The organism is Azospirillum sp. SYSU D00513, from assembly GCF_017356015.1.
In the GTDB taxonomy this organism is placed as follows: domain Bacteria; phylum Pseudomonadota; class Alphaproteobacteria; order Azospirillales; family Azospirillaceae; genus Azospirillum.
Genome location: NZ_JAFIQV010000030.1, coordinates 84,189 through 97,598, shown reverse-complemented (window position 1 = coordinate 97,598; position 13,410 = coordinate 84,189). Strand labels below are relative to the sequence as shown.

The window sequence follows — 13,410 nt, the reverse complement described above, 5'->3', positions numbered from 1 at the left end:
CGGGGATGATCGGTTCTTTGCGTCGTGCCATCGGGGGCTCCTTCCGTTCTCAGCATACCCCCGCCGAGCACGAAATTCCGGATAGTCCCGACACCTCGCAGTCGCGCGAGGTCCCATGCACCTCATAGCGCTTGTTGAGGAGAAGCTGGCTCAGCCAGGCGCCGTCCTGCCCGGAAATGCCGAAGATTAGGGCCCGCTTCCCATGCCCCGGCATCAGGAACCCCCGCCACTCAGAGTCATGTTGGCCTCGACCATGTCGCAGACGAGCTCGCGGAAGCGGGGCTTGTGGGACGAGCCGAGCCAGCCCTTAGCCTTCAACAGGTCGCCCAGCAGCAGGTACACCCCAGTTGGGCGGAAGTAGGTCGGGTCGGTGCGCACCATTGCCTTGCCGCTGCGCTCGTCGATGCCCTGCTCGTCCATGCCTTCACCGTGCCAGACGATCCGGCGACCGACGTGGGCGAAGGCCCGCTCCACGAACTCACGCACGACGAACTCACGCACGGTGTGCATCTCGCCGGTCGCCAGCACATAGTCGTCAGGGGTGTCCTGCTGCAGGATTCGCGACATCCCCTCGACATAGTCACGGGCGTGCCCCCAGTCGCGCTCGGCGTCCGGGTTGCCGATGCACAGGCAGTCCTGCTGGCCTAGATGGACGGCGGCGACAGTGCGGGTAATCTTGCGCATGACGAAGGTCTCGCCGCAGATCGGGCTCTCCTGGTTGATCAAGATGCGGTTGGAGGCGTACAGCCGGTACAGATGCTCTACGCGGCCGCTGTTGGAGGAGGGCGAGCGCCGCTTCACGCCGTGGACGGTGTAGCCCTTCCCCAGAGCAAGCTCGGAAAAGTAAGCTCCGTCCTGGCCGGTCACGCCGGTGACCAAGCGACTTTTGACAAGCCCTTGTTCCTTCTCGGTTCGGCCCGCTTGAACCATGCGCGGACAGTCATCTATCACGTTGCAAGCGCAATCTAATACCCGACCCGAGTTGCAGCGGCAATGCTCGTTTGAGCGAGGACATGCGACAACAATGCGCGTGCACGGAGCCCGGCTGGTGAGGAGTCGAGGGTGTCACGGTGTAACGATGCATCCGTAAAACGGGCGGAACCCTGGGCAACATCATCGAGATCGACGAGATGTGACATTATCTCGGTTGAAAGGCTAAGAAACTCTGGATCCGGAAGGCATATGAGCGCGATGACGGGGGCCTGATCGATTGGGAATGCGGCAACCGTGGCAAGGCCACCTTCCGGCCTCTGTATGAGCGCCTGCAACGCTGGGGCACGCGACTGTTCTGCACGGACCAGTTCGCCATCGATGACACGGTCCTGCCGGCCGGGCGGCACTATCATTGAAAAATCAGAGCGTCGCCTTGGAACGCAACAACGGCCGCCAGCGGCATTGGGTGGGGTCCTGCTGCGGCAAGTCGATCATCATCTCCAGGAGCAAAGCCATGGTGAACCGCCGCTGACGCTATTCGCCAACCTCCACGCCAATGATCAGTCCCGGCCCGAAATGGAACGCCTCCCCAGCTTCGCCAGCCAACGCGCCTCACTTCACTAAACTCCATCGTTACAACGTGACACCCTACAGCGCCACGCGCGCCCGGCGCCTGTAACATTAAGCATTCCACATGATTCGGCGCTTGGCATCTGGCACAACAGATAGTAAAAATTTGTGCTTACGCGTAAGTTAGAGACAGTTCCGCCGAAAGATCGGAATGCCTCCGATAATGGTCGACCTTTTATTTGGAGCTTTTGGGGACATTCGGTGAATATAAAGGACCTGCTGCAAGAAGATGTCGGGAAAATAACCGACATCGTTCCTATAAACAAAATTATGCTTGGCGTTCACCGCCAAAGGCCGGATCTCAGCGCCCAATTTTCCTTGTCAGATACAAACTCCCGAATGGCATATGCCTTTTGGTTCTACTTGAATGCTGCGGACCAGTACGGATTCGATGCCGAGGTGATGGGTTATGACCGCCTAAACGCCCAATTCAAGACAACGATCGCAGGCTGCCACCTTACGAAGTTCATGTATCTGTTCTGGTCGGTGCACCCCGAGATCCAGAGTCATTTCGATATTTCCACTGAGCAGGGACGCGCTGCCTTTCTCTTTTGGTACTGGACGACCGGAGCGCAGCTTTACAAAATTCCCAAGCCGCTTCACGCCACCGATTATGCGAACTGCTCCCTGCAGAGGGAGCCGGAGACTGAAGCCATCCCGCTGTCGATGGTGATGTACTGTTTCTGGCGCGGCCAAGTGAACGACAACGCAACTGCATCCAGAACGAAAATCATCTTTGAATTCGTCAAACATGCTTTCTCCAGAACACCCCCGCTGACGCATCTCCTACCGGTGAAGGGCCTTATGCAGCCGTACTGCGGCAAGTGGAACGAGGTGGAGGGTGACTGCGAACTCAACCGCATGCTGGCCATTGTCTGGAGCTGTCACCCCAATTTACAGACCAACTTCAACATCGGCGAGCCGGAGGGGCGGTACCGGTTCCTGGTTTGGTGCATGAACCAGAAGAACGACTATCCGTGGCTAAAGCACTTCGTGCCGTGGAAAGAACTGCTCCGTCCGCCGGGCGCAACGGCGCATCCGGCTGCGCCTGGGGAAAGCGTCTTCTTGCGCCTCATGCTCAAGCACCAGGATGCCGTAAGGGAACTGGCGTCCTCGGCAAGCGAAGCGGCCGATGGAGATGCCGCCCGGCGCACCATGGCCTTTCTCGAAGGCATCATCGCCACAGATTCCCTTCCCAAGATGCTTCTCCCCTGGCCCGCACTGGTGACGCGCAGCGAGGGCCTGCCGGGCATCGTGGAGGCGGTGCGGACCGGGCAGGACGGAGTGTCGGTCATTGTGCCGGCGCCGCAGGCGTCCGTGGCTCACAAGGCAATATGGTTCTTCACCGACGCGGGCGTCCGAAATCAGCTTCCGGACAACCTCATTCCCTGGAGTGTGGCGAACGAGATCGCAGCCGAGCGGCAGGTCATCGTCTACAGCCACAGCGTCTCCCTGTTCCTCACGCGGTTCATGCTATGGCTCTGGGAGAGCCGCGCCGACTTGCAGACCGCATTTTCTATCGGCGAGCCCTGCGACGCCGCCAAATACATGTTGTGGTTCGTGACAGATGGAGCAGCATCGCTCGGCCTCGATCCCCGGCTCTTGCCCACGGATCTGCTCAACACCCCCACGGGTGTGCCTTTGCAGGAATCGGGCACCCGAGTTCCGTTGCTCGCATGGCTCCTGGCAAGCCAGTCCCCCGATATGCCGGCGGACGCTGCCCTGGAGTCGGTCAAGGGATGGCGGTGGCTACTTGCGCCCTGGGTTGCGCATCTCTCCCTGCCGGCGCCGCTAGCATCTGGACTGGACTTGCTTCGGGAAGCGGTCCGAGCCGACGACGCTTCCGAGGCCGGCCGGAGCGGAATCCGTCCCATAAGCCCCAGCGCGACACTGATCGGGTACGCGCGGGCGGAGTCCGGCATGGGCCAGCACATGCGCATGTCGATGCGCGCCTTCCAGCAATCCGGCATTGAGCATTCGGTGGTGAACATCAGCGCGGCCGGCCATCACCAACGGGATACCTCGGTCGATCAATGGCTGGTACAGGAAAAGCATGAGCATCCCTGCGCCATTTTGCACATCAATGCCGACCAGATGTTGCATTCACTCGGGGCGCTCGGCACCGACTTCTTCAAAGACAGGTACATCATCGGCTATTGGCTGTGGGAATTGGCAGAGTTCCCCGAGGCCTTCGACATTTCCATCGATTTGGTTGATGAGATCTGGGCGCCGAGCCGCTTCATCTTCGACGCCATCCGGCGCCGGACGACCAAGCCGGTGACGTACATCCCACTGCCCGTCCAGATTGATCCTCCGGACGAGCAGAGTGCGCGGCTGACGCGCGGCCATTTCGGGCTGCCGGAGGATAGCTATTGCTATTTCTTCGCCTTTGACTGGAAGTCTTTTATCACGCGCAAGAATCCGTTCGCTTGCATTGAAGCGTTCAAACGGGCCTTTCCGACGGGCAAAGAGAAAGCATGCCTCGTTCTTAAGTCGATGGATGCGGACGCTAGCAACCCGGTGTGGCAGGCCCTAGCAGCGGCAGCAGCGGAGGACCCCCGCATCCACCTCTTCGACCAGGTTCTGCGCCGGAACGAAATCGTGCGATTGATCGAACTGTGCGATTGCTACCTGTCGCTCCACCGTGCTGAAGGCTTCGGCTTCGGACCAGCAGAGGCGATGCTGCTCGGCAAGCCCGTGATCGTGACCGACTATTCGGCGACCAAGGACTTCTGTCTCGCCTGGAACGCCCGGCTGGTCCGGACCGACTTGGTCGGCGTCGGGCCGGGAGAATACCCGTTTGGCAAAGGGCAGTCCTGGGCCGATCCGGATGTCGATCACGCAGCTTGGCATATGCGCGACCTTTACTACAATCCGGGATGCGGAGCGGAACTCGGGCGGCACGCGCAGCGGTTCATCTGCGAGCAGTTCAACCCGCAGACCATCGGGCGCATGGTTCGCGCCCGAATGCAAGCGCTGGCCCAAACGGTGTTAAACTCTGACGCGCCGTCCCGCGTCGGCGTCATTTCGAGCAGGTGATGGCAATGTCAGCAAAAGAAACAGTCTTTTTCACCATCGCGGCTCGTAACTACGCCGCCTATGTGCGCTCGCTGTATCAATCCCTGCGGGCAGCCTATCATAACGTAAACTTCATCTGGTTCATCGCGGACGATTGGGGCCACGGAATAAACGAAAACAGCGAGCCGTTTCCCGTCGTCCACCCAAGCGCCTTAGACCTTCCGGAATTCGAAGCCTTCAAGTTTCGCTACAACGTTATCGAATTCGCCACCGCGATCAAGCCCTACGCCTTCGCAAAGCTATTCCGCAATCAGGCATACCGGAATGCGGTGTACCTGGATCCGGACATTTACGTCCTACGCCGGCTGAACCATGTGCACGACGCGCTTCGAGACCATTTCATGGTGTTGACGCCGCACATCACGCAGTCACTCGATGACGGTATGCTGCCGGACGACCAGGCGATCATGCGCGCGGGCGTGTTCAACCTCGGCTTCCTCGCCCTGTCCCGAGGTGCGGACGCCGACGCATTCCTGAAGTGGTGGTGCGAGAAGCTTCGTTATCACTGCGTCTACGACGAGCCCCAGAGTGGGGTGTTCACGGACCAGAAATGGATCGACCTCGCGCCCTGCTTCTTCAACAACATCAAAATCCTGCGCCATCCCGGTTACAACCTTGCCTATTGGAACCTGCTGCATCGTCCAGTAGCCAATACCCCGAAGGGATTGACAGCAGCCGGCCGACCCGTGCATTTCGTCCATTTCAGCGGCATCAATCCCAGCGTCTCTGGATCTTTTTCGAAGCACCAGAACCGCTTTACCTACGAAGATCTGGGCGACCTGCAGGCGTTGGCGGACGCGTATGTCGCCGCGGTCCGCGCGAGCGGCCATGAGCAATGCCGGACAATCCCCTATGGGTTCGACCGCTTCGCCAATGGAACCCGCATCCCACACGAGGTACGGCGTTGTTACCGTAAAATGGAACCTTTCGCCTCCGCCCGGGTGCCTACCCCCTTTTCCTCACACGCAGAGGTTATGGCCCTTATTGGATCGCCAAACTCCGTCCTCGAACTGTCCGGTATGGCTGTTCCGCTACCGGCCATCGCGGTAGCATTGTGGGAGCAGCGCCCCGACTTGCAGGCTGCTTTCGACCTTTCGGCCGTTTCGGGTCGGGCGTGCTATTGTCTATGGCTCCTGGGCGCGGATAGTCCCCTGGCCGATACTCCTGAATTCAGGCATTGGTTGGATAGCCCCGCCCTTGACGGCATAACGCCCGGCCTGCCGGTTTCCATCAACCAGCAGATGCACGCCGTCTGGTGGGCGCGTGATGACCTGCGCAAGGCCTTTCCGCTTCGTTTGCACGACGGCGCGCTCCGTTATCTGCTCTGGTGCCTGACCGATGGCGCAGCAGACATTCCATGTTTCAAAACCAACAGCATCTGGAAGATTATTCACGAGACCGCTATCATCAACGATGCATCTCCGGTCGGCGATCCGCCCTTCACCAAGCTAATGCTGATCGTTTGGGAGCGGCGCTGGGGCAGGAGCGCGGACGCGCGTCTGCGATTGCCCCAAGAGCGCAAGGCCTTCGCCACTTGGTTCTTCGAAACCGCCGTCCCGCTTTACGAGCTTCCCGTTTCCCCAGGACAGGCGGCGGCCCCCGCATCACCCGCGCCGGAATTCGCTATGGATTCGGCGGCCTGATGCTGCGGCGCACTGCGCCGCCCCGCTTACTACAACCAAATGGAGTTGCCCCGGCTCGGTGACTCTTGCGCACTTCACGCGCAAGAGCTGGGCCGCAGTTGCCTGAACCGCACCGGGGTTCCCGGAAGCTCCATCTTCTGAGAGAGCGGGGTCCTCACGACGAAACAGGCATCAGTCAAATACGCCCCTGAAGTCCGCGAGCGCGCCGTTCGGATGGTGTTCCAGCACGAAGGGGAACACGCCTTGCAGTGGGCGGCGATCAGCTCGATCGCGTCGAAGATCGGCTGCACTCTCGAGACGCTGCGGGGCAGGGCCCGTCAGGCCGAACGCAACCAGGGCAAACGGCCCGGCCCAACGACGGATGAGCAGGAGCGGATCAAGGCGCTGGAGCGCGAGGTCCGGGGACTGAGCCAAGCCAACGAGATCACCGCAGCAAGGCCTCGGCGTATTTCGCCCAGGCGGAGTTCGACCGCCCGTTCAGGAAATGATCGCCTTCATCGGTCCCCGACTTGATCGGGGAGCACCGCGCCGTCCACCGGGTTGAGCCGATCCGGCCAAGGCGCCGGCCCGCTCGCGAAGCAACGCGGAGCTGAGCGGGGCCATCCCAGCGGGTCTGGGATGTGAATCAGGTCTATGGGGCACGGAAGATCTGGCGGCAGGTGCGGTGGGAGGGCCTGGAGATGGCGCGCCGCACGGTGGCACGCCTGATGCGCCAGATGGGCCTGAGGGGAACGATGCGGGGCAAGGCGGTTCGGACCACGATCGGCGACCGTGCGGTGCCGTGCCCCTTTGCGGCGGCAGCGGTTCCGCTACGGAACCGTGAGAGCCGGCTGACCAGGTGAACCGCCAGTTCCAGGCTTCGCCACCTTGGAATGGGTGGACTGGTTCAACAACCGACGCTTGCTCCAACCCATCGGCAACATTCCTCCCGCCAAGGCCGAAGCACGTTGCTATGCCCAAGCGGAGGACGTCGCCACGGCGGCGTGACTCAACCCAAACAGCTTCCAGGAAACTCGATGCGGTTGAACGGCAAATATCCTTCATCAACGCCACGAGCCTCAGGAGCGCCCCAAGTGCACTCTGAGAAAGTTTCCCGCCAGCCCCCCGTAGCCAAAATGCCCAGAGGGCCATCCTGAGGCTCAAAATGGACGCTGCAAGGAAGGGCGCTTGTCTTCGCCTGGAACCGGAGGCTGTCGTGACAAAGGGGGACAATGCCACTGGAGAAGCTTGAGCGTCAGGAGGCCCGTAAAGCAGCGGAAAGGCTGCACAGTGGAAACCCTGAGCCCTCACGCACGACAGAATTGTTCGATCGACGGTGCTTGATTGATGGCCGCGCCAGACGCCAGACAGTGTACTTCAAGCCTGCTAGGCTCTAGTAAAAAGCTGAGCCACTTCGCGGACCCAACCCCTTTTGGGGGTAACAGAAGCAAAAGTCCGAGCAGACGCTACCTTCAAGGTTCCAAGCTATGCTCTGGACGCATTAGGAATTTTACGTTTTAGCGCTGTACCGTTCTATACGGCCAAGGCCTTGCCCAGGTTTTGCCCCTCTTGCCTTTCGGGAAAGTGGCGGAGGGGATGGGATTCGAACCCACGATACCAGTTTCCCGGTATGACGGTTTAGCAAACCGTTGCCTTCAGCCGCTCGGCCACCCCTCCGCAGGGCCGGTGCTCAACAGCACCGCTGGCGTGGGAGGTTTCTAGCCGTCCGGGGATGGGCTTGTCAACGCTTTCGGCTGCGCTTTCTGCACGCACGGCCAAAACAAACGGAAAGGGACAAATCTATATAAAATTTTATCGACTTTCTGCCTGGACGGGGCGAGGATCGTCCGTGTGACCGATGAACCTCATCCGCGGGGGATGCCATGGGGCTTTCGAGACGGTGCGCCGAGACGCTGATCGATCTGGTCGAGATCAAGCTGAGCTACTTCGAGATCACCGACCGCGAGGACAAGCGCGAGCGGGAGCTGCTGGAACGCTCCCTCCAGGAGCTTAAGGCCGAACTGCGCGGTCAGGACGGCAGCGCCCTCGCCTTGGCCATGCCCAAGCGCCGCGGCCGGCGGCCGAAGCACCTGCAGGTCCACGAACTGCATGTCGCCTGACGGCCCCGGGCCTGAAGCCCGAGGCTGAACAGAGGACCGCTCCGGCCACCGGGGCGCCGGAGCGGCCCTTCCTGCCGCTGGCAGACCGTCAGGGAACGGCCATGCCGCGCTCGACCGCCGGGCGGGCGCCAACCTGCCCCATCCAGCGCTTCACGTTGGCGTAGGCGTCCAGATCGATGCCCTGCCATTCCCAGCGCATCGCCCAGGGGTAAAGCGCGATGTCGGCGATGGAATAGTCGCCGGCCACGAACTCCGATTCACCCAGCCGCTTGTCGAGCACGCCGTAGAGCCGGGCCGATTCGTCCGTGAAGCGCTTGATGGCGTAGGGCACCTGCTCCGGGGCGAAGCGGCGGAAATGGTGCGCCTGCCCCAGCATCGGGCCGAAGCCGGCCATCTGGAACATAACCCACTGGATCGTCGTCGCCCGGCCACGCGGGTCGGCGGGCAGCAGCTTCCCTGTCTTTTCCGCCAGATAGATCAGGATGGCGCCCGATTCGAACAGGGCGAAGGGCTGCCCGTCCGGTCCGTCCTGGTCCACGATGGCCGGGATCTTGTTGTTCGGGTTGACGGCCAGGAAGGCCGGATCGAACTGCTCGTCCTTGGTGATGTCCACCTTATGGACGGTGTAGGGCAGCCCGACCTCCTCCAGCATGATGGAGGCCTTCTTTCCGTTGGGCGTGCCGAAGGTGTAGAGGTCGATCATGGTGTCTCCTCGCTGAAGCGGACGTTCGCTCCCCAGCGAGATTAGACGCGCGGAGCCCGCGCGCCAGCCCAAGCTTCGCCTTGGCAGATATGCGGACGCCCCGCCCGCCAGTTCGGCGGACGGGGCGTCTGTAGCCGTATCAGGGCAAGGACCGCCCCTCGCGGAACGGTCTGGTCCCTGGCGTCAGCCCTTGAGCTTGGCCGTGAGGATCTCGTTCACCAGGGCCGGGTTGGCCTTGCCCTGGGTCGCCTTCATGACCTGGCCCACGAAGAAGCCGAACAGCTTGTCCTTGCCGGAGCGGAACTCCGCCACCTTGTCGGCGTTGGCGGCCATCACCGCGTCGATGGAGGATTCGATGGCGCCCGTGTCGGTGACCTGGCGCAGCCCCTTCTTCTCGACGATGTCCGCGGCCTTCTCGCCCGTCTCGAACATCGCCTCGAACACCTCCTTGGCGATGCGGCCGGAGATGGTGTTGTCGGCGATCAGATCGATCAGGCCGCCGAGGTTCTCTGCGGTGACCGGGCTCTCCTCGATGTCCTTGCCCGACTTGTTCAGCGCGCCGAACAGGTCGCCGGTCACCCAGTTGGCCGCCATCTTCGGGTCGCGGCCCTTCGCCACGGTTTCGAAGTAATCGGCGCGCGCCTTCTCGGCCACCAGCACGCCGGCGTCATAGGGCGACAGCTTGAAGTCCTGGATGAAGCGGGCCTTCTTGTCGTCCGGCAGCTCCGGCAGGGTGCGCTTGATGTCCTCGACCCATTCCGGCTCCAGCTCCAGCGGCAGCAGGTCCGGATCGGGGAAGTAGCGGTAGTCGTGCGCCTCTTCCTTGGAGCGCATGGAGCGGGTCACGAACTTGGTCGTGTCCCACAGCCGCGTCTCCTGGTCGATTTTGCCGCCCTCCTCCAGGATCTCGATCTGGCGGCGCGCCTCGTACTCGATCGCCTGCATCACGAAGCGGATCGAGTTGACGTTCTTGATCTCGCAGCGCGTGCCGAACGGCTCGCCCGGCCGGCGGACCGACACGTTGACGTCGCAGCGCATGGAGCCCTCCTCCATGTTGCCGTCGCAGGTGCCGAGATAGCGCAGGATGGAGCGCAGCTTGCGCACATAGGCGCCCGCCTCCTCCGACGTGCGCATGTCCGGCTCCGAAACGATCTCCATCAGCGCAACACCCGACCGGTTCAGGTCGATGTAGGTCTTGGAGGGGTGCTGGTCGTGCAGCGACTTGCCGGCGTCCTGCTCCAGATGCAGGCGCGTGACGCCGACCGTGCGGCTGCTGCCGTCCGGCAGATCCAGAACGATTTCGCCCTTGCCGACGATCGGCTGCTGGAACTGGCTGATCTGGTAGCCCTGCGGCAGGTCCGCGTAGAAGTAGTTCTTGCGGTCGAAGACCGACTGAAGATTGATCTCCGCCTTCAGCCCCAGCCCGGTGCGCACCGCCTGCTCGACGCAGAAGGCGTTGATGACCGGCAGCATGCCCGGGAAGGCCGCGTCAACGAAGCTGACCTGGCTGTTTGGTTCGGATCCGAAATCGGTGGCGGCGCCGGAGAACAGTTTCGCGTTGGAAATGACCTGGGCATGGACCTCCAGCCCGATCACGATCTCCCAATCGCCCGTCTCGCCCTGAATGTACGACATGGCTCTCTACTCTCGTCCGGCTCACGCCATGAACGGCGGGGTGGCGGTGAAGTTGGCGGCCGTCTCGATGGCCTGTCCAACGCGCAGCAAGGTTTCCTCGTCGAAGGGACGGCCGATCAGCTGCAGCCCGAGCGGCAGCCCGTCGCCGCCCAGCCCCGCCGGAACCGACATGCCCGGCAGCCCGGCGAGGTTCACCGGCACCGTGAACACGTCGTTCAGGTACATCTGGACGGGGTCGTCGCTGTTGTCGCCGATGGCGAAGGGCGTGCTCGGCGCGGTCGGCGTCAGGATGACGTCGCAGCTCCGGAACGCCTCGTCGAAATCCTGCTTGATGCGCGTGCGCACCTTCTGCGCCTTCAGGTAATAGGCGTCGTAATAGCCGGCCGACAGCACATAGGTGCCGATCAGGATGCGGCGCTGCACCTCCTTGCCGAAGCCCTCGCCGCGCGTGTTCTCGTACAGCTCGTTCAGGCTGCCGCCCTCGACCCGGCGGCCGAAGCGCACGCCGTCGTAGCGGGCGAGATTGCTCGACGCCTCGGCCGGGGCCACGATGTAATAGGCGGCCAGCGCGTATTTCGTGTGCGGCAGGCTGATCTCGACCGGCTCGGCGCCGGCGGCCTTCAGCCACTCGACACCCCGGCTCCACAGAGCCTCGATCTCCGCCGGCATGCCGTCCACGCGGTATTCGCGGGGGATGCCGACGCGCAGGCCCCGGATGTCGCCGGTCAGCGCCGCGCGGAAGTCCGGCACCGCCATGTCGACCGAGGTCGAGTCCTTCGGGTCGAAGCCGCACATGGAGCGCAGCATGATCGCCGCGTCCTCGACCGTGCGGGTCATCGGCCCGGCCTGGTCCAGCGAGGAGGCGTAGGCCACCACGCCCCAGCGCGAGCAGCGCCCGTAGGTCGGCTTGATGCCGACGATGCCGGTGTAGCCGGCCGGCTGGCGGATCGAGCCGCCGGTGTCCGTGCCGGTGGCGCCCAGCGCCGCGCGCGCCGCGACGACGGCCGCGGAGCCGCCCGACGAGCCGCCCGGCACGATCCGCCGCGACCAGCTGCCTGGCGCGCCCGGGCTCCAGGGGCTGACCACCTCGCCGTGGTGGGAGGTGATGTTGGCCGAGCCCATGGCGAACTCGTCCAGGTTCACCTTGCCCAGCATGACCGCACCGTCGCGCCACAGGTTGGCGGTGACGGTCGATTCATAGGGCGGAACGAAACCTTCCAGGATGCGGCTGGCGGCGGTGGTCGCGACACCCTTGGTGCAGAAAAGGTCCTTCACCGCGATGGGCAGCCCGTCCATCGGGCCAGCCTCGCCCTTGGCTCGGCGGGCGTCGGAGGCACGGGCCATCTCCAGCGCCTGGTCCGGCGTCTCGGTGATGTAGGCGTTCAGCGGACGGACCGCCTCCATCGCCCCGACATGCGCCTCGGTCAGCTCGACCGCGGTGAAGTCCTTCTTCGACAGGCCGTCGAGGGCCTGCGCCATGGTCAGACGGGTCAGCTCGGCCATCACTCGACCACCTTCGGAACGACGTAGAAGCCCTCGGCCGTTTCCGGGCCGTTGGAAAGGACGGCATCGCGGTAGCCGCCGTCGGTGACCTCGTCCTTGCGGCGGCGCAGCTTCTGCGCGGCGACGCTGGTCATCGGGGCCACGTCCTTCGTGTCCACCTCGTTGAGCTGTTCGACGAAGGACAGGATCCGGCTGAGATCGCCCGCCAGATCCTCCAGTTCATCGTCCGGCACCTTGATGCGGGCCAGATGCGCGATCTTGGCCACGGTGGCCTTGTCGAGCGACATGCCTTCTACTCTCTTCCAGGTTCTTATGAAGAACGGGACGTCCGGGAAAAATCGGTGGGGAAGCTAGCACCCGAGGCCCGGCACCGCAACGCTCCTTGACTTTAAGGCTTCTTGACTTTTCGGGGGAGTGTGGGGGCACTTGCCGTCCAGCCCCGCCCCACCTATGGTCCCTCGTCATGATCCACACCCTCCCCGAACTCGCGGCCTCGCTCGGCCGGAACAAGCGCCTCCTCGGGCTCGACGTCGGCACCTCGACCGTCGGGATGGCGATCGCCGACCCCGGCCTCGTCGTCGCCTCGCCCATCGGCACCCTGCGCCGGACCAAGTTCACCCAGGACGCCAAGGAATTGGGCAAGACAATCCGCGACTACGACGTCGGCGGGCTGGTCATCGGGCTGCCGCTGAACATGGACGGGTCGGAGGGACCGCGCGCCGAATCCACGCGCGCCTTCGCCAAGAACCTGCTGGAGCGCGCGGACCTGCTGGGCTGGGAGGCGCAGATCGCCTTCTGGGACGAACGTCTGTCCACCTCGGCGGTCGAGCGTTTCATGATCGGCGAGGCCGACATGACCCGCAAGCGCCGGGACGAGGTCGTGGACAAGATGGCCGCCGCCTACATCCTGCAGGGCGCCCTCGACGCGCTGGCCCACCAGCGGCGCATCGCCGCCGAAGAGGCGGAGCAGAGTGATGACTGGGACGACGGGCGGGATTGAGGCGATCCTGACCGTCCACAAACGGCACCGGAAAAACCCTTAGGCATGAAGTCGCCGCGCCCCTATGGCGCGGCTTTTTCTTTCCTTCGGCAGCAACACCGTCGTGAAGACAGCCGGGCCTTATTTCCGGCCATCAAGTCATACGTTGGAATGCGGCGCTTGGCGTCCGCTCCGTCCTTTGCCGAT

General features: G+C 63.1%; 9 protein-coding genes, 1 tRNA gene, 3 pseudogenes and 1 other annotated feature. Of the genes and pseudogenes, 6 read left to right on the top strand and 7 right to left on the bottom strand.

From position 1 onward, the window contains the following. Positions 1-103: 103 nt before the first annotated feature. Positions 104-214 (bottom strand): annotated as a pseudogene (locus JUB11_RS32870) (GDP-mannose 4,6-dehydratase); the annotation flags it as partial. Further along, on the bottom strand, positions 214-867 hold the full coding sequence (locus JUB11_RS21410) for a GDP-mannose 4,6-dehydratase (RefSeq protein ID WP_348771482.1): 654 nt from the start codon (positions 865-867) through the stop codon (positions 214-216). The pseudogene JUB11_RS32870 and the gene JUB11_RS21410, both read right to left, overlap by 1 nt. A gap of 1,035 nt (positions 868-1,902) precedes the next feature. On the opposite strand from JUB11_RS21410, the gene JUB11_RS21405 reads away from it, so the two are divergent. The 4 genes and pseudogenes from JUB11_RS21405 to JUB11_RS32860 form a co-directional block, all read left to right on the top strand. Then, complete coding sequence (locus tag JUB11_RS21405; protein ID WP_207460658.1) at positions 1,903-4,602, top strand: glycosyltransferase; 2,700 nt, start codon at positions 1,903-1,905, stop codon at positions 4,600-4,602. A gap of 5 nt (positions 4,603-4,607) precedes the next feature. Then, entirely contained in the window at positions 4,608-6,284 is a 1,677-nt protein-coding gene (locus JUB11_RS21400) for a hypothetical protein (protein ID WP_207460657.1), read from the top strand. Positions 6,285-6,497: 213 nt separating this feature from the next. Further along, a pseudogene (locus tag JUB11_RS32865) lies at positions 6,498-6,783 on the top strand (IS3 family transposase); the annotation flags it as partial. Further along, positions 6,727-6,810 (top strand) — a sequence feature (AL1L pseudoknot). It overlaps the preceding pseudogene by 57 nt. Before the next feature lie 79 nt (positions 6,811-6,889). Then, a pseudogene (locus tag JUB11_RS32860) lies at positions 6,890-7,271 on the top strand (IS3 family transposase); the annotation flags it as partial. Positions 7,272-7,848: 577 nt separating this feature from the next. On the opposite strand, the gene JUB11_RS21390 reads toward JUB11_RS32860, so the two are convergent. Next, positions 7,849-7,940, bottom strand: a tRNA-Ser gene (locus JUB11_RS21390). 206 nt (positions 7,941-8,146) lie between these two features. Here JUB11_RS21390 and JUB11_RS21385 point away from each other — a divergent pair. Then, entirely contained in the window at positions 8,147-8,383 is a 237-nt protein-coding gene (locus JUB11_RS21385; RefSeq protein ID WP_207460656.1) for a hypothetical protein, read from the top strand. 88 nt (positions 8,384-8,471) lie between these two features. Here the strand turns inward: JUB11_RS21385 and JUB11_RS21380 are convergent, their stop codons facing one another. The 4 genes from JUB11_RS21380 to gatC all read right to left on the bottom strand — a co-directional run bounded on the left by JUB11_RS21380 (position 8,472) and on the right by gatC (position 12,511). Further along, positions 8,472-9,086 carry a glutathione S-transferase N-terminal domain-containing protein gene (locus JUB11_RS21380; protein ID WP_207460655.1) on the bottom strand — a complete coding sequence of 205 codons (615 nt, stop codon included), beginning with the start codon at positions 9,084-9,086 and terminating at the stop codon, positions 8,472-8,474. A gap of 183 nt (positions 9,087-9,269) precedes the next feature. Further along, the gene (gene gatB / locus JUB11_RS21375; RefSeq protein WP_207460654.1) at positions 9,270-10,721 is read right to left on the bottom strand and encodes an Asp-tRNA(Asn)/Glu-tRNA(Gln) amidotransferase subunit GatB; all 1,452 of its coding nucleotides are present in this window, start codon (positions 10,719-10,721) and stop codon (positions 9,270-9,272) included. Between the two features lie 21 nt (positions 10,722-10,742). Continuing rightward, positions 10,743-12,224 carry an Asp-tRNA(Asn)/Glu-tRNA(Gln) amidotransferase subunit GatA gene (gene gatA / locus JUB11_RS21370; RefSeq protein WP_207460652.1) on the bottom strand — a complete coding sequence of 494 codons (1,482 nt, stop codon included), beginning with the start codon at positions 12,222-12,224 and terminating at the stop codon, positions 10,743-10,745. Next, positions 12,224-12,511 carry an Asp-tRNA(Asn)/Glu-tRNA(Gln) amidotransferase subunit GatC gene (gene gatC / locus JUB11_RS21365; protein WP_207460650.1) on the bottom strand — a complete coding sequence of 96 codons (288 nt, stop codon included), beginning with the start codon at positions 12,509-12,511 and terminating at the stop codon, positions 12,224-12,226. The genes gatA and gatC overlap by 1 nt, the downstream gene beginning before the upstream one ends. Positions 12,512-12,687: 176 nt before the next feature. Here gatC and ruvX point away from each other — a divergent pair, with 176 nt between their 5' ends. Then, positions 12,688-13,224, top strand: coding sequence for a Holliday junction resolvase RuvX (gene ruvX, locus JUB11_RS21360; protein ID WP_207460649.1), 537 nt, complete (start codon positions 12,688-12,690; stop codon positions 13,222-13,224). The last annotated feature ends 186 nt before the right edge of the window (positions 13,225-13,410 follow it).

Bases quoted from the DNA above. Each gene is read 5' to 3' on its own strand.
- JUB11_RS21380 (WP_207460655.1), bottom strand. From the start codon at position 9,086: ATGATCGACCTCTACACCTTCGGCACGCCCAACGGAAAGAAGGCCTCC.
- JUB11_RS21385 (WP_207460656.1), top strand. From the start codon at position 8,147: ATGGGGCTTTCGAGACGGTGCGCCGAGACGCTGATCGATCTGGTCGAG.
- ruvX (WP_207460649.1), top strand. From the start codon at position 12,688: ATGATCCACACCCTCCCCGAACTCGCGGCCTCGCTCGGCCGGAACAAG.
- gatB (WP_207460654.1), bottom strand. From the start codon at position 10,721: ATGTCGTACATTCAGGGCGAGACGGGCGATTGGGAGATCGTGATCGGG.
- JUB11_RS21400 (WP_207460657.1), top strand. From the start codon at position 4,608: ATGTCAGCAAAAGAAACAGTCTTTTTCACCATCGCGGCTCGTAACTAC.
- gatC (WP_207460650.1), bottom strand. From the start codon at position 12,511: ATGTCGCTCGACAAGGCCACCGTGGCCAAGATCGCGCATCTGGCCCGC.
- JUB11_RS21405 (WP_207460658.1), top strand. From the start codon at position 1,903: ATGGCATATGCCTTTTGGTTCTACTTGAATGCTGCGGACCAGTACGGA.
- gatA (WP_207460652.1), bottom strand. From the start codon at position 12,224: ATGGCCGAGCTGACCCGTCTGACCATGGCGCAGGCCCTCGACGGCCTG.